This window comes from Labilibaculum sp. K2S, assembly GCF_030372765.1.
Lineage (GTDB): Bacteria > Bacteroidota > Bacteroidia > Bacteroidales > Marinifilaceae > Labilibaculum.
Window position 1 is genome coordinate 1 of sequence record NZ_JAUCMW010000003.1, and the last position, 23,945, is coordinate 23,945.

Annotated in this window: 13 protein-coding genes; all 13 read left to right on the forward strand. The window is 37.1% G+C overall.

Features of this window, described 5'->3' with window-relative positions:
• Positions 1-450 precede the first annotated feature (450 nt).
• The 13 genes from QUH73_RS05755 to QUH73_RS05815 all read left to right on the forward strand — a co-directional run bounded on the left by QUH73_RS05755 (position 451) and on the right by QUH73_RS05815 (position 23,944).
• Complete coding sequence (locus QUH73_RS05755; protein WP_289529497.1) at positions 451-3,228, forward strand: two-component regulator propeller domain-containing protein; 2,778 nt, start codon at positions 451-453, stop codon at positions 3,226-3,228.
• 752 nt (positions 3,229-3,980) lie between these two features.
• The gene (locus tag QUH73_RS05760; protein WP_289529498.1) at positions 3,981-7,241 is read left to right on the forward strand and encodes a SusC/RagA family TonB-linked outer membrane protein; all 3,261 of its coding nucleotides are present in this window, start codon (positions 3,981-3,983) and stop codon (positions 7,239-7,241) included.
• A gap of 129 nt (positions 7,242-7,370) precedes the next feature.
• Positions 7,371-9,173 carry a RagB/SusD family nutrient uptake outer membrane protein gene (locus QUH73_RS05765; protein ID WP_289529499.1) on the forward strand — a complete coding sequence of 601 codons (1,803 nt, stop codon included), beginning with the start codon at positions 7,371-7,373 and terminating at the stop codon, positions 9,171-9,173.
• 39 nt (positions 9,174-9,212) lie between these two features.
• A complete protein-coding gene (locus QUH73_RS05770; protein ID WP_289529500.1) occupies positions 9,213-10,757 on the forward strand; it encodes an IPT/TIG domain-containing protein in 1,545 nt (514 codons plus the stop codon).
• Between the two features lie 76 nt (positions 10,758-10,833).
• Positions 10,834-12,093, forward strand: a complete 1,260-nt coding sequence (locus tag QUH73_RS05775) for an alginate lyase family protein (protein WP_289529501.1) — start codon at positions 10,834-10,836, stop codon at positions 12,091-12,093.
• 464 nt (positions 12,094-12,557) lie between these two features.
• Positions 12,558-13,778: a glycoside hydrolase family 88 protein gene (locus tag QUH73_RS05780; RefSeq protein WP_289529502.1), complete on the forward strand. Its 1,221-nt coding sequence runs from the start codon at positions 12,558-12,560 to the stop codon at positions 13,776-13,778.
• Between the two features lie 118 nt (positions 13,779-13,896).
• Positions 13,897-15,378 carry a glycosyl hydrolase family 28 protein gene (locus QUH73_RS05785; RefSeq protein ID WP_289529503.1) on the forward strand — a complete coding sequence of 494 codons (1,482 nt, stop codon included), beginning with the start codon at positions 13,897-13,899 and terminating at the stop codon, positions 15,376-15,378.
• A 107-nt stretch (positions 15,379-15,485) separates the two neighbouring features.
• Entirely contained in the window at positions 15,486-17,174 is a 1,689-nt protein-coding gene (locus QUH73_RS05790; RefSeq protein WP_289529504.1) for a glycoside hydrolase family 43 protein, read from the forward strand.
• A 68-nt stretch (positions 17,175-17,242) separates the two neighbouring features.
• Positions 17,243-17,533, forward strand: a complete 291-nt coding sequence (locus QUH73_RS05795; RefSeq protein ID WP_289529505.1) for a hypothetical protein — start codon at positions 17,243-17,245, stop codon at positions 17,531-17,533.
• 51 nt (positions 17,534-17,584) lie between these two features.
• The gene (locus QUH73_RS05800) at positions 17,585-19,603 is read left to right on the forward strand and encodes an alginate lyase family protein (RefSeq protein WP_289529506.1); all 2,019 of its coding nucleotides are present in this window, start codon (positions 17,585-17,587) and stop codon (positions 19,601-19,603) included.
• A 62-nt stretch (positions 19,604-19,665) separates the two neighbouring features.
• The gene (locus tag QUH73_RS05805) at positions 19,666-20,637 is read left to right on the forward strand and encodes a family 43 glycosylhydrolase (RefSeq protein ID WP_289529507.1); all 972 of its coding nucleotides are present in this window, start codon (positions 19,666-19,668) and stop codon (positions 20,635-20,637) included.
• 102 nt (positions 20,638-20,739) lie between these two features.
• On the forward strand, positions 20,740-22,137 hold the full coding sequence (locus tag QUH73_RS05810) for a glycosyl hydrolase family 28 protein (protein WP_289529508.1): 1,398 nt from the start codon (positions 20,740-20,742) through the stop codon (positions 22,135-22,137).
• 175 nt (positions 22,138-22,312) lie between these two features.
• Complete coding sequence (locus tag QUH73_RS05815) at positions 22,313-23,944, forward strand: hypothetical protein (protein WP_289529509.1); 1,632 nt, start codon at positions 22,313-22,315, stop codon at positions 23,942-23,944.
• Position 23,945 lies beyond the last annotated feature (1 nt).

Sequence of the window (23,945 nt, forward strand, 5' to 3'; positions counted from 1 at the left end):
CCTATTTGAGAGAACTAAATTTCAAAATGACAAAGAACGTTTTAGGCTTATTGAGCCAAATTTGTTTAATTTTTAATAACGTCCCAATTTTAATGGGACACTAGTGGTTTTACTTGATAAATAAATTATTGATTTTATGGATTGTAGAGAGCAGAATAGCGATCATTTCTTATTGCGATACACACATAACCATTATATCATAGCTGTTTGCAGTTCTAGTTTATTTTGAGGTTTTTTTATAGTTTAGAGGCTTCATTAGTATTATTTGTTTATTTTAACAAGCTTTAGTAAAATTTAACTATCTGCATCAATTTTGTATTTAACTAAATGATTGCTGAGAATGTATTTCTTACTTAATCTGCTATTAAAAGTTGAATGGAATTATATTAGTATTCCATTAGTTTATTCTGCATGATTTTTTAGTCATTATAAAACCATTACTGGTACTTTATGAAGCTGCTGAGTGTTATTATTTTCTTTATTGGTATTTCATACAATGTTTATTCAAATAAGAATGAATCGTATGTGTTTAAGCATATTTCTGTTGAAGATGGTTTGTCGAATAATTTTGTGAAGAGTATCTATAAAGATCATTTTGGTTACTTATGGTTTGGTACTTTAGACGGAATTAACAGGTATGATGGAGCTGAAATAAGAACATTTAATGGTTATTTTCCGAAAAATACGACAAGTGTCACCTCTATCTTTGAAGATCGTCATGGTAAAATGTGGATTGGTACAGAAACAGGACTTTTTTACTGGGATAGAATAGCCAGCACGTTTACGAAATTTAATAATGAAAAATTAGGGGATAAAAGAATTGATAAAATATTGGGCTATGGTAAGGATAGCTTGTTATTTTTTTCAGGCAGCGATTTCTTTTTTATAGATTCTCAATCGTTTGAGTTACACTCCATTTCCTTTCATAAGGATATTCATAATCTACTTAATCATATAACTGATTTTTATGTGGCGGATGATCAATTATATATTTCTACAGAAGGTGGGTTTATTGAATATGATTTAATGGCTCGAAGTTCGTTACTATATAATGAATCAAATTTTGGTGAAGATGATTGTTTGCATTTTTCCTGTCTGACGAAATATAATAATTTACTTTTTTTTGGTACTCCAAGTAAAGGGGTGATAAGTTTTAATCTTGAAACCAGGAAATTTTCGAAAATAGTGGGTACAGAGGGAAGTATTGTTTTATCACTTTCATGTTCTGAAGATTGTTTATTTGTTGGTACGGATTCTAATGGATTATTAGTTTATGATTTTAAGCAAGAGCAAATTAAGAGAATTGAACATGACGACAATTTCCCATCCTCCATTTCTTCTAATGCTGTATATTCCATATTGATAGATGAAAATAAGACTTTATGGACCGGGACTTATGCCGGAGGGGTTAGTTTTTCTTCTTTGAAAGACAATAGTTTTAAAATATTAAATTCGGTAAAAGACGTTTCGTTTTTTAATAAAAGCGTTAGATCCTTGTGCTTTTGCGATTCAGTTCGATTGATTGGAACCAGAGATGGTATGTATGTGTTAAATGGTCAAGAGAGAGTTAAGTATTTTTCAATGCAAAACTCTGTATTAAAAGCTAAAATTATATTGTCGATGTTTCAGTATAATACTGAAACAGTATTGGTAGGAACATATAGTGGAGGTATATACGAGTATTCTTTTAAAACTGAAAGTCTAAAAGAATGGAAGGCGGATTGGTTTAGTGGACAGTGTATTTATGCGTTTGAACAGGATCGCCTTGGAAATTTATGGATAGGTACTTTAGATGGGGTTTTTAAAGTTCATGATAATAACGTAACGAAGTACGATGCTCAAAATAGCCCAATTCAGGAAAAATTAGTATATGCTTTAAAAATTGATCGTTTAAATCGTTTGTGGGTTGGTACTGATAAAGGAGTTAAAGTTTACAGTAATTTGAATAATAAATTAGTGCGGGTAACTGATTTTAAAGCTTTGTCCGGGTATAAGGCAAACAGCTTTTATTGCGACTTGGGAAATATGATGTGGGTTGCTGTAGAAAAGCATGGACTTTTTGGCATTAATGAAGATCTTGAGGTTGAACTTAGTATCTTGAAAGAAGATGGTTTATGTGATAATTCTGTTTCAAGTATTATTGAGGCTGAAGCAGGGGAATATTGGATAAGCACTTTAAAAGGAATAAGCCGTTATAGTTCATATAATCATTCGTTTGATAATTTCTTCTTTTCAAATGGTTTGCCTGGTTTGGTGTTTAATCCAAATGCTGTTATTAAAGACCAGTTGGGAACTCTCTGGTTTGGAAATGAAAAAGGATTGGTATACTTTGATCCTAAGTCTATTAAAGAAAATACAAATGAAAGTAATCTGGTACTTACTGATATTTATATTGGAGGCAAACAGATTAATGAGAATTTAGTCAATAGACTTGATATTCCGGTTGAAAATGTTGAAGTCTTAAGATTAAGAGGAAAAGACAATAATATTGGTTTCAGATTTATCAATTTGTTTGTGCCGCTTGCTGCAGAAACCAGATATGCTGTAAAGTTGGAGAAAAAGAATTCTGATGACAGTGAATGGATAAAATTGGATTATCAAAGAAAGGTGTACTTTAATTCTTTAAAACCAGGAGAATATAAATTTTATATGGGGGTTGTGGATAGAGCAGATTCGGTGTTGCCTAATAGTGTGAAAGTTTTAAGAATTCGAATTGCTTCTGAATGGTATCAGAGTCTTGCCGTTTTTTTGGCTGTGCCCTTTTTTTTAATCATGGCTGTTTTTCTTTTTATTTACTTGATAAAAAAAGCCCGTAAAAAATTGGCAGCCTATAATGATCAGACTAAAGAAAAGTATGAGTTTTCGCGTTTGGATGAATCTCACAGCAGTAAACTTTTTTCAGAAATTAAAAATTATTTGGTTTCCTCGCAGCTATATTTAAATTCGGAATTAAAAATTGCAGATCTTGCTAAATTAATGAATTACTCCACTCAGGAGATTTCGCAGGCAATCAATCAAAATTTTGGACAGGGATTTACCGATTTTATCAATCATTATCGGGTATTGGAAATTAAAAAGGAAATGAAAGATCCGGCAAACAGGAATTTAACTCTAACTGCAATTGCCGGGAAATGTGGATTTAATTCAAAATCATCCTTTTACAGGGCATTTAAAAAAGTATCTGGTCAAACCCCAGCTGAATATTGGACTGAAATACACGACAAGTAAGCTGAAATTTCATGAAACATTCAACAAATGTTAGACAAATGGTTTATCTGTAGTTGTATCTAACTCTTTAGCCTTTTCTATAGGTTCCGAATTGGTACATTTCTCAAATGTGTGCTGGAGTTTCCTTGAGTAATATCGTAGAGGTTAAAAGTAAGTAATGAGTAGTTCTGTAAAAGATTCATTTAAACACAGCAATAGCAACAATTTTAAATATTGCATTGTGATAAGTAGTTTATTAAACCTTCATACATGTTACTACTTGTGTTAAGAAAAGTTTTAAGTGGAAAATTGTCTCCTTGAGCTCCTTTTAAATTTTCGTTATGACAAAACAATTGGCTTAAATCGACATTTTAAGTTGAATATTGTCATGTTTAATGAATCTATTATCTTTTTTTATTTTCTCAAAATGTAGCTTGACAGAGGTTGTTTTCAAGCGTTAATATTGAGTGTCAGATTGTAATGTGACACTTATTATACTTTGCAAACAATAGATAATAAGTATGTTATGTGTTGTTGTTTTTTTTATTCCGTTTATCTCTAATGTTCTGCTATGGCGTTTCACTTTAAAATGACACAGTATAAAGTTTGTTTCATTATATAACTCCAAACCAATTTCCAGCAATAAAAGTTTACAAATATTAACAATTGGTCTAGTTTTGATGATATCAACGTTAACGTTTGCGTTTTGGCGCAACATGATAAAACTAGTTAGTATTGTCTTCTAAATTAATATGAACTTAAATTTAATTTTCATGATTAAATCTATTAACTGTTGCAGCAAAAGGAATAGCAGATTGCTCAACATTAAAATCTGGTTTAAACCTATTGCAGTAGCATGTTTGCTGATGCTGCAGGTATTAAACGTGCAGGCAGTGTTTGCTAAGGATAGTTTCGACGAAAGTAAGGCCGAAACCATGCAGGCTGAAAAGAAAGTCAGTGGTAAGGTGGTAGATGATCAGGGTTTTCCGGTTCCTGGTGCTTCTGTAGTTATAAAGGGAACAACAACTGGAACAATTACCGATATTGATGGTAATTATGCAATTACTTCCGAAATAGGATCTGTTTTGATATTTTCTTTTATAGGTATGGAAACGCAGGAGGTAGTGGTTGGTGATCAATCGCTTGTTAATATTACTCTTCTTACTTCATCTATTGGTCTGGAGGAAGTGGTGGCCGTAGGTTATGGTATGCAAAAGAAATCTACAATGACTGGTGCTGTGGAACAGGTGTCTTCTAAGGCGCTTGAAAGTAGAGCTGTTTCTAACCCAGTACTTGCTTTGCAAGGTCAAACTCCTGGGCTGACAATTACCAGAACATCTTCCCGTCCGGGTAATGAGGATATAAATATGCAGGTTCGTGGAGCTACTTCTGTAAATGGGGTTAGTCCGTTAGTGGTTATCGATGGAGTACCTGCAGCAACCGGTAATGCATTTTTTTCAATGAATCCCGATGATATTGAAACGGTGACGGTATTAAAAGATGGAATGGCTGCCATATACGGATCGAGGGCTGCCGGTGGTGTTATTCTTGTAACAACGAAGAGGGGTAAAGGCAAAATGAAAGTTGATTACACCGGTAATGTGCGTATTAATACACCCGGTATTAAAACTCCTACTGCAAATATGCAGGAATATGCGACTTTGTGGTTAGATGCTAATGCACAGGAAACATCACCTCTTTGGTGGTTTGCCGGAAAGGACGAAATGTTGAGAATGCAGCAGGGAATTGAAGGAATATATTCTACGACACACTGGGGCGATATATTTATTGGTCAGGGTGACAGATATCCTGAATTGTTTCAGACACGTACTTCACAACAGCATTCTTTAAGTGTTTCAGGATCATCAGATAAAACGAACTATCGTTTTTCAGTTGGTTATGCCAATAATGTGGGAAATCTTGCTACCGCTTACGACGGGCAAAAACAGTACAACCTAAAGTTGAATTACGATTTTAAAGTTTCTGATAGAATAACTTTAACGTCAGGTGTTACTTATCAGAAAGATCATACATCTTCCCCTTCAGGAGGGATCGACTGGTCAATGACTTCTCAGGATCCTCCGTTTTTTCCGGCTAAAAATCCTTATGGACAATGGCATTCTAATTTTGGAAATGCAGGGAATAGAAATGCGACAGCTCTAACTACCGATGGTGGAAGAGATGATAAATATAATAGCTTAACAAGAATTGATTTGAAAGTTAATGTTAAACTAATAAAAGACCTTGAATTTGAAAGTTCTGCTTCAATTCAGGAAAACCAATTTAGAAGGGAAATTTATAAATTGACTGTTCCGCTTTATACGTGGGATGGAGATCCAGCTGCCGGTTCGCTTAATTCAACCTCCAGTATCAGTGCTGAGACTCAAAATATTTACTATCAAAATTACAATTCTTTATTGCGTTATACCAAAGAGTTGGGCAATCATCGTATTTCAGCATTGGCAGGTGTTTCTGCAGAAAAGAACGAATTTAAGAAACTGTTTGCCTCTCGTTCACCCATTACAGACAATGGAGTGTACGACCTTAATGCGGCAGATTATACGGACAAAGCCGGCAATAGCGGTGGTAGAAACCAATGGGGATTGTATTCTTACTACAGCAGGTTAAATTACAGCTATAATGATACCTACCTGTTTGAAGTACTTGGACGCAGCGATGCATCTTCTAAGTTTGCAGATGGTTCAAGGACAGCTAATTTCTTCAATGTTTCCGGAGGTTGGGTATTAACGAACGAAGATTTCGTGAAAGATCTTAACCTAAGTGCAATTGATTTTTTGAAGTTAAAGGTCAGTTATGGTGAAACCGGTTTACAGTCTGGTATTGGTTTGTATGATTATTATTCAACCATTGGTTTAGGTACTGTTGTTTTAGGAAGCACTCCTGCAACTCAACCTTCGGCCGGTATAAGTGGAAATGGATTAAGTATGGATCCTTCAACTACCTGGGAACGTGTAGCGATGAAGAATATTGGTTTTGAAATGCGTTTGTTGAACAACCGCTTGTCTGCCGATTTTAACTATTACGAAAAACTCAATGATGGGATGTTAATTAGACAGACCTATCCTTCTATACTAGGAGGAACAGCTCCATATTCAAACAGTGGTGAATTAGAAGTAAAAGGTTGGGAAGCAATCGTGAATTGGAGAGATAAAATTGGTGATTTTACTTATAACATAGGTTTTAATATTACCGACAGTCGCAACAAACTTGTTTCATACGAAGGAGCAACGACCTTTAATGCAGGATTGAATGATAGAATAATTGGTCGTCCGTTGGGTTCTTGGATGATGTACGAAACAGATGGATTTTTCCAAAGTCAGGATGAAGTAGATGCCTACTATGCCAAATATACAGGTGGTCCGAGTGGGGATGCAGATTTAACGGCTTTGAAAGCAAGTGATCCTACAGCAACCTTACGCCCGGGTGATGTTAGAAAGGTTGATTTGGATGGCAATGGCTATATCAGTGCATTGGGAGATCCTGCTAAAGATAAGGGTGATTTGAAATACATGGGGGATAGTGCTCCGCATTTTGTTTTTGGTTTAAATTTGGGGGCTTCGTGGAAAGGTTTCGATTTTAGCGCTTCTTTCCAAGGAGTAGGCAAACAGTATATCCAACGAGGAGATTATTTGGCATACCCATTTAATGCAATTTGGTGCAATCAAAATGCTTCTTTTATTGGGAAAACATGGACACCCGAAAATACAAATGCTTCTTATCCACGCTTAAGTACGTATACTACTCGCAACGGATACAATTATAAAAACAATGATTTTATGTTGCAAAATAACCGTTATGTCCGCTTAAAATCATTGATTATAGGTTATACTTTACCAAAGGAGTGGCTTACAAAAGCAAATATTGAGCGGGCAAGGGTATTCTTCTCTGGTAATGACTTGTGGGAAAGTACTTCGATTAAAGATGGTTACGATCCTGAGCAGGGGATTGGGTCAAATAACGCAGGATACCCATTTATGAGAACATGGTCATTGGGTGTTAATCTTAGCTTCTAGCCTAATTTATTAATTGATCAATAAAATGTAATATGAAATGTCCATGACAAGGATATTTTGACACACAGAGGGATGATTATTCCAGCATGGTAAGTTCCATATGGCAAATCAAAAACAAATTATAATCATATGAAAAAAATATCAATTCTTATAGTTACAGGTTGCCTGATTATACTGGCAGTTTCATGCAGGAATGATTTCCTGGATTTAGCTCCGCAGGATCAACTGACCGAAGCATCTTATTTTAAAAATCCTGATCAGTTTAAAGCTTCCACAGCTTCATTTTATGATAAGATGATAAGTTGGAAAAGTGTTGACAATGTTAATGTTTTCGCTTATATGGATTTTGGATCTGATCTTTCTTCTAATGTAAAAGACCGTGGTTATGCCGGACAAGGGAGTTACGGACTTGGTTCTCTTACTTTACCAGACAATGATCAGTTTTGGGATAATTCTTACAAATATATTCGTAGTGTAAACCTTTTACTTGAAAAAGCCAGAGCCTATGAAGGCGATAAGGATGATATCAAACAGTATGTAGCTGAATCAAAATTTTTTAGGGCATGGCATCACTTCTTTTTACTGCAGCGTTTTGGAGGTGTTCCAATTGATACTGTGGTAATTGATTTGGATTCCCCGGAATTGTATGGTGCGCGAAATAGTCGATACGAGGTTGTAGACCAAGTTCTTGCCGATTTGAATGCTGCGATTCCAAATCTGCCTACCGAACAGACTATTCCTGATGCAGACAAAGGCCGCGTGAGTAGATGGGCTGCCGAGGCATTTAAAGCCCGTGTTGAGCTTTATGAAGCTACCTGGCGGAAATATACCGGTACTACTACCGATTTTACAGGTTCTGCCGGGCCTGCTAAAGATCAGGTTACAGAATTTTTGACTGATGCTGTGGCTATGGCAAAAGATGTAATGGATCATGGAGGATACGAGTTGTGGGATTACAACACCGGATTAAACAACAGGAGTAATTTTTATTTGTTCACGATTGACGGAACTGGTTCTAACCCAATGGGATTGGATAAGCCAAGCAATAAGGAATTTATTCTACAAAGTATATACGATTATGAGTTACGTCAAAGTGCTGTTCAAATTACCCGTGAATCATGGAGATTAACACCTAGCCGAAAACTGATGGACATGTATTTGTGTACCGATGGTTTGCCTGCTGATAAATCGCCTTTGTTCCAGGGATATTCCGATGTAAGTAAGGAATTTGAAAACAGGGATTACCGAATGATATCCAATGTTTTGGGAGATGAATCTATACCTGCTGCAGGATCTATGAGTTTAACAGATGGGGTTCTCTATGGTTTTGGTAATTTTAAATTTACGAGCTGGAATTTTACAGAAAATTCTTATCGTCCGGATAACACAGAATCATCAAACTATCCTCAAATACGTTTGGCCGAAGTTTTTATGATTTATGCTGAAGCATTGTATGAATTAAACGGTAGTATTAGTGATGCTGACCTTGATATTTCTATCAATTTAATTCGGAAAAGAGCAGGTGTTGCAGCATTAACAAATAACTTGGTTTCTGCTAATGGCTTAGACATGCTAACTGAAATCAGACGCGAAAGAGCATTGGAAATGTACGGCGAAAACAATCGTTTTAATGATTTGAAACGTTGGGGTATTGCTGAAACTGAATTGAACCAGAATGTTTGCGGTATGGTAGTAGGCGATGCTTCTTATCCAACCGATTTTAAGGATGCAGCGGGTGTTGCGACAGATAAATACACTCCAAATAAATATGGGTATGGCGAAACTGTTGTAAAAACTGCAGATGGCGACTTGAATTGCCTTGTGATAATGCCTGCTTCCAGCCATGATTTTCAGCGGAAACATTATTTGTTCCCATTACCAACACAACAGTTGCTGTTAAATCCAAATCTTGTTCAAAATACAGGATATTAGGAGTATTGTAATATTTAATGAATTAAAAACATAGTATTTATGAAATCATATATAAAAAACATCCAATTCTTAGTGGTGTTTATGGTCTTAGCAGTCATATATAGTGGTTGCGATAAAGATCCCGAGATAAAGATGTATACTTATCCTGCTCCTCTCCCAACTGGGTTTAGCCCAGCCAGCGGATATGCAGGTACTTTGATTACAATTGAAGGTTCCGATTTTGGGGATTATAAGAACGCAGTCTCAGTATTTTTTAATGGTGTTGAGTCCGATTTGATCGTTTCATGTAAAGATGATGAAATCGTAGCACAAGTTCCTGACGGTGCTATTTCTGGGAAAATATCATTAAAAGTATGGACGGAAATTATTGATTCTATTGGTTCATATATAGTTATACCATCCTCTAAGGTATCTTATTTAAGCTCTGAAAGAGGTAAACCAGGCGATGAAGTTTCAATAATCGGTGAAAAATTTGGTACTGATATGGCAGATGTACAAATTTTTATAGGTGATGCCGAAGCTGTAGTGACTTCAGTTTCAGACAATGAAATAAAATTCACAATTCCTGATGCCAGTTCTGGAGCATTGGTATTATATGTAGGTACGCAAGTGATTCCTGTATCATATTTCCTTATTGGAGATGAACTGTTAACGGGTACACTTATTGGGCATAGTGGTTCTTGGGGCGATAATCCGGCAACATATATTACTGCTGCAGTTGATGGAGATATAACCACTTTTGTTGATGGTGCAACCAAAATCGGTTATGTAGGTTATGATGTTGGCGAAGGAAAAACAGCATTATTAACTTCTGTTCGTTATGTACCGCGTGCATCTCATCCGCAACGTATGACTGGCGGAGAAATTCGTGGAGCAAATGATCCTACACTTTTTGATGCTGTAACATTATATACAATTACAGAAGAGCCAACTGTTGAGGTTTATACTGAGGCGGCTATTACTACCAATGAAAGTTACCGATACATCTACTATTACTCAGATGAGGGAAACTGCAATATCGCCGAAATTGAATTCTATGGGAATATTACTGATGCGGTTATACCAGAAGGAAAATTTATGTTTGAATTTGATGATCCAACTGCAGCTAATTATTGGGTAGGCGTAAACAGCTCGACTCCCACAAATGTAATTGAAGACGGTAAATTAAAAGTGACTTTTAATGCAAGTCAGTTTGAAGGAACAAACAAACGCCGTGCCGATTTAAAATATGTTGAAGGAGGAATTTTCCCAGGCGATTCTCCAACAGGAGCATGGAGATATTCATCAGAGTATCCTATTCTGGCTTATAAAATTTCGTTTACAGGTACAGGTGCTGCTGCCCCGGTTGCGGGTAATATTAAATTAGATAGGTTTGATAATAAAAACAATTCATATTTAGTAGACTTCATTTCAGACAACGTTATCTATTATGATATATCTACTGTAATTACTGAGAGTCAGGATTTAGCTTCATGGCAACTTAAGATTGCAGATATAACGTCGACAGAAGAAACAGGTTATGAGGTAGATTGGATAAGAACATTTAAAAATAAAGAAGAGTTACAGGCATTTATTGGTCAGTAAGTAATTATTAAAAATCATGCCTGAGCATATAGTGCAGGCATGATTTTTCAAAAAAATTGGAATAATACTTTAACTCATGAAAAAAATATTTATTGCATTTTTAGTTGTCCTGCCATTTCTCATTTTTGGTTGCGGTGGCGGAGATGGATCTGCTGTTGTTGTGGAAGAAGAAAAACCACCAGTTGTAGAGGAAGAAGAATTTCCGATTGATCAAAACAAAACTTTTATACATCCGGGAATGCTTCATACAAAGTCTGACTTTGACCGAATAAAGTTGAAGGTTAAAGCAAATGCTGAGCCATGGCTGGCTGGCTGGAATATGCTGATTAAAAATTCGCACGCCAGCTTATCTTATAAGCCAAATCCTGTTGTAAAACTGATTCGGGGAGGAAATTCTGCGGAAGAACCGGAAGCTGATAATTACAGTCGTGCATTTAACGATGTTGCAGCGGCTTATCAGTGTGCTATCCGTTGGAAAATAACAGGTGATGATGCTTATGCCGATAAAGCTGTTCAGATTCTAAATGTATGGGCATCTACTTGCGAAAGAATTAGTGGGAACTCTAATGTAATGCTTGCAGCAGGAATTTATGGCTATCAGTTTGCTAATGCTGCAGAAATTCTGAGGGACTATGAAGGATGGGAGAGTGCAGACTTTGAGGCTTTTAAACAATGGTTGCTGGATGTTTTCTATCCACTTAGTTCTGATTTTTTAGTTCGGCATAATGGCACTTGTATTAGTCATTACTGGGCAAATTGGGATTTAGCAAATCTTGCTAATATAATGGCTGTTGGTATATTGACCGACCGGGCAGATATTTATAATGAGGCCATTGATTATTTAATTAATGGAGATGGAAATGGGCAACTAAAAAAAACAATTTATTTTATTCATCCTAGCGGACTGGGTCAAATACAGGAAAGTGGGCGTGATCAAGGGCATGCGCAATTATGTATTGGCCTGCTTGGAACTATTTGCGAAATGGCCTGGCACCAAGGAGATGATTTGTATGGTTATGATGATAATCGGGTACTGAAAGGAGCTGAGTACGAAGCAAAGTATAATTTTGCAAATTTAAGTGTTCCTTTTGAGCCTTATAATAACTGCGAAAATTGGAGTAGTACTGAAATTAGTCCTGATGGAAGAGGTAGTTTCCGTCCGATCTGGGCTAGATTATACAATCATTATGTTGTGGAGAAAGGACTTTCTGCTCCATATATTGAGTTGGCAGCTCGGGTGCACCTCCCAGAAGGTGGAGGTGGCGATTACGGACCAAACAGTGGAGGTTTTGATAATTTGGGTTTTGGGACGCTAATGTATTCATTGGAAAAATAAATTAGGAGATGTTTAAATCAATTTAAAAAAGAAATATATCTATCCTATTTTTTTGTGAGATTCTTGTGGGTGAGTTGTGGAAATGATAGCATGGTTATGGTTCATGATTCAAGCAATGACGACATTGTTGTTACCGTCAATAAAGTTTTTGTCTATCCTATACACCATGGATAATTTCGACAGGATAAAAGCGAAAGTGAATGATGCGAGGAGCCATACCCGTTCGAATGGAATAAGTTAGTTGCGAATAGTCTTTTTCTTCACCATGCAAGGTCTCATCAAAATGCCATTTGTTGAAAAGTTTCAAAGGATTAAAGTCATGCTAAAAAAGCAATTGGGATTCCTGGTGCCTGATTAATATGAAACAACTACAGAAATCCATAGCAAGTTTGAATAGGTAGATGAAAGAATCGGTTTTACAGACAGAAAGTTGATGTAATCCGTTTCCTAAAAGAATAAAAAGAATGGAAAAAAGATTTAATAAAATTGTAACTCTCTTTGCAGGTCTTGGACTATTGGTTTCATGTGTTTCCGAAAATAAGATAGAGGAAACTTTTGGAGCAAAAAAGCTGGTGGATAACTGCGTTGAAAAAACTATATTGACTATTAATGGCTTGACTGATGCAGATAGTCTGCCACGCAATATTTTGCAGGGACAAACTGAATGGAATAAGGTTGGTATTCATGACTGGACTAGTGGTTTTTGGCCTGGAATTCTATGGTATGCGTACGAAGCCTCAGGCGATTCAACAATTTTGAGCAATGCCCGTAAGTTTACCGAGCCTTTGTATGGGGTGTTGGATGTTCCGGTAGACAATCATGATTTGGGTTTCATGCTGAATTGTAGTTTTGGCAATGGTTACAGACTAACAAAGGATTCTGCTTATCATGATTTTTTGCTTGTGGCAGCTGATTCATTGGCTACTCTGTTTAATCCTAAAGTAGGAACAATTCTTTCGTGGCCTGCCATGGGTGAAAAAATGGGTTGGCCTCATAATACCATTATTGATAACATGATTAATCTGGAGTTGCTGTTCTGGGCATCGAAAAACGGAGGCAGTCACGATTTGTATGATATGGCGGTACGTCATGCTGAAACCTGTATGAATACTTTGGTTCGACCAGACTATACCATTTATCACGTAGCTGTTTTCGATACCATTAACGGGCATTTTATTAAAGGTGTGACTCATCAGGGCTATAGCGACAATTCGATGTGGGCCCGCGGACAAGGATGGGGAATATATGGTTATACTATGGTTTACAGAGAGACAGGCAATGAAAAATTTCTGGATTTGGCAGAAAAGCTTGCTGATAAATTTATTGAGCGATTGCCCGAAGATGGAATACCATATTGGGATTTTGATTGCCCATCTATACCCAATGCACCTAAGGATGCCTCAGCAGCAGCTGTTGCGGCCTCGGCAATGTTGGAACTTTCGACTTTTATGAAAAACGAAGAATTAACAACTAAATACAAGGATGCTGCTGTTTCCTTGCTAACCAGATTATCATCAGATGATTATTCGAGTAAGGATAAAAATAAAGCAATGCTGATGCATTCTACTGGACATTATCCAAATGGAAGTGAAATTGATGCTTCGATTATTTATGCTGATTACTATTACATGGAGGCTTTAGTGCGGTTGAAGAAAATGAACGCTAAATTGTTATCAGATAAGTAGGGTTGAAGAGTTAGAAACAGATAAAATGAAACGAGCAACGATAAAAATGTTTCTCACACACGAGGATGACTATTAGAGCGAGTTCCATATGACAACTGAAAAACAAAATTATAATCACATGAAAAAATATTTGGAGAACTGCAGCATAAATTTAAAATCAGGCTATTTCTTTATGAGGATATTGATACTGACCTTATTTATGGTGAGTACAATCTCTATTAAACCGGCGTATTCAATTGATAGCTTACTAGTTTATCCTGCTCCTGAAGGCGCAATTCTGAATAAGAATTTTACCGTTAGTGTGAGAATTCCCGGTAAGGAATGGCAGGAGATTTCTTCGTATTTGGTTAAAGTGGATGAAGTAAAAGAAGCCAATCATCATGTCGAAAATGCTTCGATGAGTTATTTCGACTTTTCAGGAGAAGTTGAAGTTGCTGTAACATTTAATAAAGGAACTATTCATTCAGGTCGGGTGCGTCCGCTGTCATACGGTATTGAATCACAGATAACAGGGAATACTTTACTATTTAAATTGAATCGTCCCCAAAATCTTTCGGTTGAAGTGAATGGTGACATTTTTCACAACCTCCATCTGTTTGCCAACCCAATTGATGAATTCATTCCTAATAAAGAAGATTCTAACCTGATTTATTTTGGTCCAGGTATTCATAGAATTAAAGGAGGTAAACTAAAAGTAGCATCTGGCAAAACAGTATACTTGGCGGGGGGAGCCATCCTGATGGGGCAGGTTCTTATCGAGGGGGTTCATGATGTGAAGTTACTCGGGCGCGGAATAATCGACCACTCTGTTAAAATGGGCGTTCGGATTGCCAATTCTCAAAATGTTGAGGTCGAAGGAATTTTCTGTACACAGTGTGCAACAGGAGGATCAGATAGCGTAGTTATCCGCAACGTTAAGAGCATTAGCTATTTTGGTTGGGGCGATGGGATGAATGTGTTTGCAAGCAACAATGTTTTGTTTGATAGAGTGTTTTGCAGAAATTCAGATGATTGTACAACAGTTTATGGAACCAGATTAGGATTTAAAGGGGGATGTAGTAACATAACCATGCAAAATTCCACGTTATGGGCAGATGTTGCCCATCCAATACAAATTGGTACCCATGGCAGCACGCCAAATCCAGAAGTATTGGAAAACCTAAATTATATCAACATCGATATACTTGATCATAAAGAAGCTCAAATCGATTATCAGGGATGTATGAGCATTAATGCCGGAGATAATAATCTTATAAGAAATGTAAGGTTTGAAGATATCCGTATAGAGGATTTTCGGCAAGGTCAACTGTTGAATTTAAGAGTGTTTTATAACAGCAAGTATTGCACTTCGCCAGGGCGGGGAATCGAGAACATCCTTTTTAAAAATATCACTTATAATGGAAATAATTCTGAAATTTCTATTATTTCAGGTTATAATGAAACAAGGAAAGTTAAAAACATTGTTTTTGAAAACCTTTTAATCAACGGCAGATTAATTACAGACGATATGCCGGGAAAACCCAAATGGTTCAAAACAGGCGATATGGCAAGGATTTATATTGGGGAACATGTTGAGGGTATTGTGTTTAAGAACAAATAAGAATATAATCAAGATAAACTTTTGGAATGTATCCCCTCTCCCATTCAGGTAAATGTGCCAAATGTAGGGCTTATTAGTAATTGAAAAAACTATAAAATAAATTCAGCATGAAGATTTTTTTCATAGATCACAGATTAGGTTTAATATTAATTAGTTTATTGATGATTGCATCCCTTCCAGGATGTAACCATCATCAAAAACCATCATCAAAAAATGAGTTTACAAATAAATCCAATTATGTCTCAAAAGTATGGAAATCAGATAATGAAGATGGCACCTACACCAATCCGATAATACATGCTGATTATTCCGATCCTGATGTGATTCGTGTTGGAGACGATTATTTTATGACTGCTTCAAGCTTTAATAGTAGTCCGGCTTTACCCATTTTGCATTCTAAAGATTTAGTCAACTGGCAAATAGTCAATCATGCTTTAAAACGACTATCACCAAATGAATTTTTCAATATTCCACAACATGGTAAAGGGGTCTGGGCACCCTGTATCCGGTTTCATAACAATGAATATTACATTTATTGGGGCGATCCTGACCATGGTGTATTTATGGTAAAAACGACTAATCCATTCAACGAATGGGAAGCACCAGTTTTAGTAATGAAAGGCAAAGGAATCATAGATCCCTCGCCTTTATGGGACAGTGACGGTAAAATGTATATGGCAACCGCCTGGGCTGGAAGTCGTTCGGGTATTAACAGTGTGCTTACCATCTGGCCATTAAAAAATGACGGAACCGAAGTGATTGGAGAAGGAAAACATATATTCGACGGGCACGACCATCACCACACAATTGAGGGACCCAAATTATATAAAAAAGGAGATTATTACTACATTTTTGCTCCCGCTGGTGGGGTAACTAATGGTTGGCAAACAGTTTTGCGTTCCAAAAACATTTATGGCCCTTACGAAGAAAAAATTGTAATGGCACAAGGAACTAGCTCCACCAATGGGCCGCATCAGGGGGCATGGGTTGAAACACAAACCGGAGAATCATGGTTTCTCCATTTTCAGGACAAAGGTGTTTACGGACGTATTATACACCTTCAACCAGTAAACTGGATAAATGATTGGCCGGTTATTGGGATAGATAAAGATAATGATGGATGTGGCGAACCTGTTACAGTTTTTAAAAAACCGAATGTAGGTAAAACCTGGCCTGTGTGCTCACCACAAGAAGATGATGAATTTAACTCAGACACATTGGGTTTGCAGTGGCAATGGGCTGCCAATTCTAATCTAAAATGGAGTGTATTAATTCGAAATCAGGGTTATTTGCGTTTGTTAGCCTATCCCAAAACTGAAGTAAATCAACGGCTTTGGGATGTTCCTAATTTATTGCTGCAAAAATTCCCTGCTCCATCGTTTAAAGCAACCACCAAAGTAAAACTGACCCTTGAATGGGAAATCTGGCAAGGCAAAAAAGCAGGGTTAATGATATCGGGGAATGATTACAGCTACTTGTCCATTTCAAAAGATGAGACGGGCTATTTAATCAGTCAAGTAGTTTGCTTAGACGCTAATAATGGCGGAGTTGAAAAAACGATAGTTAGTGCACGACTCACAAAAAATGAAGTGTTTTTGCGTGTAAATGTTTCAGGGCCAGATGCTGAATGCAATTTCTCGTATAGTGAAGACGGTGAAAATTATTTTCCAATAGGTATTACGCATAAAGCTAAACCAGAATTATGGATAGGGGCAAAAGTTGGACTATTTTGTACTGCCGAACCCGGGTTCAGAATGGGGGGATATGCTGATTTTGATTGGTTTGTAATTAATTAATAGGTTAAAAGTCTGCGCTTTGATTTGAAAGTAAAAGATGAATTGAAAAGTTTACTAAATAACATAAAATGAAATATTTGATTTGGTTTATTTTGCTCTGTTTTTCTTCGTTACTACATTCGCAAATACTAAAAGCTCACCATACATCAGATGGTTTAAATAATACTGTGCAGAACGATTATTATACTTATGATTATAATGCCCCCACTTCGCTTTCAAATGTTTTAAATGCAAAAGGAAAATCTTTAACAGATTGGATAAAACCAATGGAAGGTCAGGCATTGACCTTTATGATCAAGAATCCTCACAACGGAAAAGAATATCAATTAATTCCCTTGTACAATCTGTATCAGCAATAATGTTTGGTATACTGAAAGCTGCAATAATTAAAACATAAATGCTTAATAATTATGAAAAATATAAAACTCATTTCTACTGCAATTCTTTTAATCCTGCATATTGTAAGTTACACTCAGGATTCTAAAAAACAATTATTTTTACACCCCGGAGGATTACACACCCAAGCCGATCTTGACCGAATGAAAGCGAAGGTCGCTGAAGGAGCACATCCATGGATAGAAGGGTGGAATATTCTGATAAAAGACCATTTAGCTCAGAATAGCTTTGTTGCATCTCCTAAAGAGAATATGAACATTAGGCAGGTAATGTCTAAAGATGCCCATGCCGCATATCTAAATGCAATCCGTTGGTACATTTCCGGAGATGAAAGCTATGCTAAATGCGCAATACGTATTTTTAATGACTATTCATCTATTGTTAACCAAATTCCGTCAGGTGGTCGAACGGATATTGTTGGACTTGGAGGAATAGGTATTTCAGAATTAGCTATAGCTGCAGAAATTATGAGGATCTATAGTGGCTGGAAGAGTGTTGACTTTGATAGATTTAAAGTTATGATGATCAACTACTTCTATCCTGTTTGTCATGATTTTTTAGTGAACCATAACGGGGCATGTATAGATTACTATTGGGCTAATTGGGATGCAAATAATATTACAGCTCTAATTGCCATAGGTGTATTATGCGATAATCAATCTATTTATGATGAAGGAATTGAATATTTTAAATATGGAGCAGGTGCAGGTAGCATAAAACATGCAATTTATTATATCCATGAAGGTAATCTCGGACAATGGCAGGAAAGCGGGAGAGATCAGGAACATGGACAATTAGGAGTTGGACTTCTAGGTACGGCCTGTCAAATTGCCTGGAATCAGGGAAATGATCTTTTTGGGTATGATAATAATCGCCTATTAGCAGGAGCAGAGTATACTGCTAAGTATAACCAGATGCAAGAGGTGCCATTTAAATTTTATAATAATTGTCAGCCTGCAAATCATAAATGGCCCGCAATTAATGGCCGTGGCCGTTTAGATGATCGTCCTGTTTGGGAAATGCTATACAATCATTATGTTATTCGCCAAGGATTATGTGCACCTAACGTGCAAAGAATGGCAGAACTAATGCGTCCAGAACATGGCAGTAAAGATCATTTTGGATATGGTTCACTTACTTTTACATTAGAGGAATCCAGCAGTACACCACATCCAATTCCGGGTAAATCTGAAGATTTAAAGGCTACTGCCGGTGTTGGAAAGGTATTTTTAACATGGCAACCACCTAGTGATTTTACTTCAACAGGATATGTTATACAACGAGCTGAAAGTATAGATGGTAACTATGATACAATTGGCTCATGGTATGACAATACTTGTAATACATATACTGATAATAGTGTGTCGAATGGTACAAAATACTATTACAAAGTTGCGGCACTTAACCAGTCAGGTATAGGAGAATTTTCATCTGTTTCCAGTTCTAAACCACAGTCTATAACAGTTTTGCCATCGAAATGGAAAAAGGTTGATATAGGAGCTAATATTACTGGAAGTGCTGAATTTGCTGATGTAGCAGGATCAACTTTTATCGTATCCGGGAATGGTAATAAAATTGGAGATACTGAGGATAATGTTACTTACTGTTATACAAAAGTTTCGGGCGATTATATTATTACTTGTCGTATAAGTGATATAGCCGGATCATTAGCTAAATCTGGATTAATGATAAGAGAAACTTTAAAATCAAATTCATCAGCTGTTACAATGACCTTAGGTGAAGTGGGGGGTAGATTTTCGCGTATGGGATACAGGAATTCAACCGGTGCTGATATGTTATCTACTTTAGGCAATACTTATACCTGGTTACCGGCTTGGTTTAGACTTGAGCGTAAAGGAAATACATTTACAGCTTACGAATCCTCAAATAGTCAAACTTGGTTTAAGGTTAAGAGTGTTGAGATTCCCATGTTTTCATCCTATTACATTGGATTGGCAGTGGTTTCTCAGGATAAAAGATCAGAAAACAAAACAACATTTGATAATTTTACATTAGATGCAGTTAAGGAGTAATAATATATCTCAAATATTGAGGTAACATAATATTAAATGCTATGGAAAATATATAAAATAAAATGAAAATCAATAATTTGGCTCTTCTAATTTTGGTAGGTGTTTATCTGTTAGGTTGCAGTCCCAAAACCGACTCTAAAATATCAAATCCTATTGTAGACGGTTACTTTGCCGATCCTTCCATTGTCTTATATGAAGGCAAGTATTTCATTTATGCTACTATCGACCCATGGGGAAGTGATGAACTGGCAGTATTTGAAACCACCGATTTCAAACAATTTGAACAGAAGCACATCAACTGGCCTACCAAAAAGGCTTGTACCAGTCCTACATCAGGAAACAGCATGGTATGGGCGCCATCGGTTATACAGGGAACTAAAGAGCAGTTTTATATGTATGTTTCAGTTGGTAGTGAGGTTTGGGTAGGAACTGCAAGCCATCCTCTTGGACCATGGAAAAATGCAAAAGAAGACGCTTCTCCTCTTATTCCTGGCAATATGATTCCCGGATATCACATGATCGACGCGGAATGCTTTATCGATGATGACAATCGAGCTTATCTATATTGGGGCTCAGGTTTAAATTGGGTGAATGGTAAGTGTTTTATGGTTCCTCTCGCCGAGAATATGGTTGATTTCCTAAAAGAACCTTTAGACGTAACACCTACTGACTTTTTCGAGGGACCTTTCATGATGAAAAAGAATGGAACTTATTATTTGATGTTTTCTAACGGGAAAGCAATAGATCATACTTATAACATTCGATATGCCACAGCGAAGAGTCCTTTTGGTCCTTTTGAGAAAGGTATAAACAATCCTATTATTGAAACCTCTGCTGATAGTACAACTTATGGCCCCGGTCATCACTGCGTATTCTCATTTAACGGTCAAGACTATATGCTCTACCATCGTATTTTCCCTCAAAAAGAGAGTTATGTGCTTAGACAACTTTGCCTTGATAGTTTAAATTTCGATGCAAACTGGAACATAAAAAAAGTTAATCCACAGGGGATAGCTTCATTTATTAATAAGTAAAAGAAGTAGAGATGAAACGAGCCATGAGGAATTCTTTCTTTACACACGGAGATGACTATCATGGAGAGTTTACCTGGCATTTTAAAAACAAATTATAGACATATGAAACACTTATTTTGGATATTCTTTCTTGGTTTTTCAACCATGCTACAGGCACAGGAACTCATCACTTATGAAGTTCCCGGTGGAATGTTTTACTCAGCACATAACGATGATTTCACAGTGAAAGTCCGCACCCCTGGCGGCGAATGGAAAGATCTTTATGAGTATAAAGTTGGGGTGGATATGGACACCCAAAGCACTGCATCGATGGTTTCATTCGATTTTACCGGAACGGTTGAAGTGCAGGTTCGAAAGAATAATGGATTGGTGAACGCAGTGCAAATCCGTCCGTTGTCATATGGAATTACTCCAAAAGTACAGGAGCGAATCATTACTTTTACGCTCGATCAGCCACGCAAAATATCGCTTGAGGTTAATGGCGACAAGCTACAAAACCTGCATATTTTTGCCAATTCAATCCTGAAAGACATACCTGATCCAGATGATCCGAATGTGATGTATTTTGGTCCAGGTATTCATCAACCCAAAGACCTGCCTGGCGATGTATTTCGCATCCCTTCAGGAAAAACAGTATTTGTTGATGGAGGTGCTGTTATAAAAGCCAAGTTGTTGGTTGATACCGCGCATGATGTAAAAATAGTTGGGCATGGCATTGTTTTTCAACCGGAAAGGGGAGTTGAAGTTCGTCATTCACAAAATGTGACCATTGACGGCCCCATATTCATTAATCCCAAACATTACACAATATATGGAGGCCAAACAACTGGTTTGACTGTGCGAAATATTAAATCGTTTAGCAACCAGGGCTGGAGCGATGGCATTGACCTCATGTCGTGCTCAGATGTAATAATTGACGATGTGTTTATGCGAAATTCCGACGATTGTATCGCTATTTACGGGCATCGATGGCAGTTTTATGGTAATGCTCAAAATTATCAAGTTAAAAATTCAACACTTTGGGCCGACATTGCACATCCGATAAATATCGGAGGGCATGGAAATACAGAAGCTGGTGGTGATACCATTGAAAATATAACTTTTACCAATATCGATATTTTAGAACACGATGAAGATGATCGAAACTATCAGGGGTGTTTGTCTATAGCCTGTGCTGATAATAATCTGGTAAGAAATGTGAGCTACAAAAACATCCGTGTTGAAGATTTTCAGGAAGGACAGCTATTTCATTTCAGAGTTGTGTATAATCCAAAATACAGCTCAGCTTCTGGCCGGGGAATTGAAAATATTACGTTGGAAAATATTGAATACAATGGAAATGGTGCAAACCCATCCACCATTCATGGATATAATAAGGACCGATTAGTGAAAGATATTCAGTTTAAAAACTTAAAAATTAACAGTAAGTTGATTGAGAATGCATCTGACGGTAGCGTTAAGATTGGTGAATATACGGATGGTATAAAGTTTAAAAAGTGATATAACATGAGTTCGATTATTTAGGTGTGTTTTACTATTTAATGCACCAAATCCCCTAAGACTTTTACCCGGAATTTTAGGAAGACTTTGTTCTTCTTTAAGGATTGGGGGTATTTATTTGATATATAATCAGGAATCGATAAAATCGAATTAAATTTATAAAGAATTGATAATTATGATGGAATGCAATAGAGTGAAAATTACTGTTTTGATATGGATCTGTTTAACTTTTGCACCATTTGTCAATGCTGCCGTTTACCAATGGTCGGTACCGATAACAAGCATAGTTTCTTCTGAAACTAACGAACATCCTACTGCCTTTTTGTGGATACCTGAGCAATGCACGCAAGTTAAAGCTTTGATTTTTGGCCAGCATAACATGTGTGAGGAGACCATTTTTGAACACCCCGCTTTTAGAAAAAAAATGTTGGAATTAGGCTTCGCTATTGTTTGGGTTTCACCTGGCATTGACCAGCAATGGGATGTAAGGAACGGCTGTCAACAGGTATTTGACACAATAGTTAAAGCACTGGCAGAAACAAGTGGGTATCAGGAGCTGGAATATGTCCCTGTTGTTCCGCTGGGTCATTCGGCAATGGCAACTTTCCCATGGAACTTCGCAGCGTGGAATCCCGACAGGACTTTAGCCGTTATTTCCTATCATGGAGATGCACCCCGGACTAACTTGACAGGTTACGGCAGGGAAAATCTTGAATGGGGCAGGAATCGTAATATCGACGGTATTCCAGGGTTAATGGTTGAAGGTGAATACGAATGGTGGGAGGCCAGGGTAAACCCAGCGTTAGCTTTTCGGATGATGTATCCCGAAAGTTGTGTTTCCTTTCTATGCGATGCAGGGCATGGGCATTTCGATGTGTCCGACCAAGTTGTAGATTATCTCTCTCTTTTCCTGAAAAAGGCTGCATTCTACCGTTTGCCAGATAATCAGCCGGGTGATAAACCAGTTCTTTTGAGAAACCTAAACCCACATGATGGCTGGCTTGCAGAAAGATGGCATCCCAATCAGAAAAAGCGGGCAAATACTGCACCTCTTTTTCAATATATAGGCGATGTGCATGATGCGTTTTGGTATTTCGATAAGGAAATAGCTGAAGCTACTGAACAATATTATGCCCGGACACGGGGCAAAAAAGAACAATACATTTGTTACATGCAAAATGGTAATTTATTGTCTTTTAACGAAAAATCGCATGCGCGGATTGCAGGAAAATTTGAACCCGAAAAAGATGGCATTACATTTCATCTTACAGCAGTATTTACTGATACCATACGAAGTAGAAGAATAGATGACCATGCTAATGGGAACCCGTTGATATCAAGAATTTGTGGGCCCGTAAAAAAAATCAACGACACCGCTTTCAGGTTGGATTTTTATCGCATGGGCTTCAACAATTCAAAGCGAACAGGTGATATATGGTTTATTGCCAGCCATCCTGGCGATGCAAAATATAAAAGTACTGTTCAGCAGTTCAATATGCGTATCCCTATTGCCAATAAAGAAGGAATGCAGCAAACTATTGAATTTCCGACAATAGAAAATCAACAAACCAACGTACAGTCAATTAAGTTGGGTGCAACGGCATCATCAGGGATGCCTGTCTATTATTACGTAAAAGAAGGTCCCGCTGAAGTAAAAGCTGGAAAATTGGTATTCTCCCAAATTCCACCTCGCAGCAAATTTCCAATAAAGGTAACAGTGGTGGCCTGGCAGTACGGGCGTATAATTGAGCCCAAAATTCAATCTGCAGAACCAGTCGAACAAAGTTTCCTAATCACAAAAAACTAAG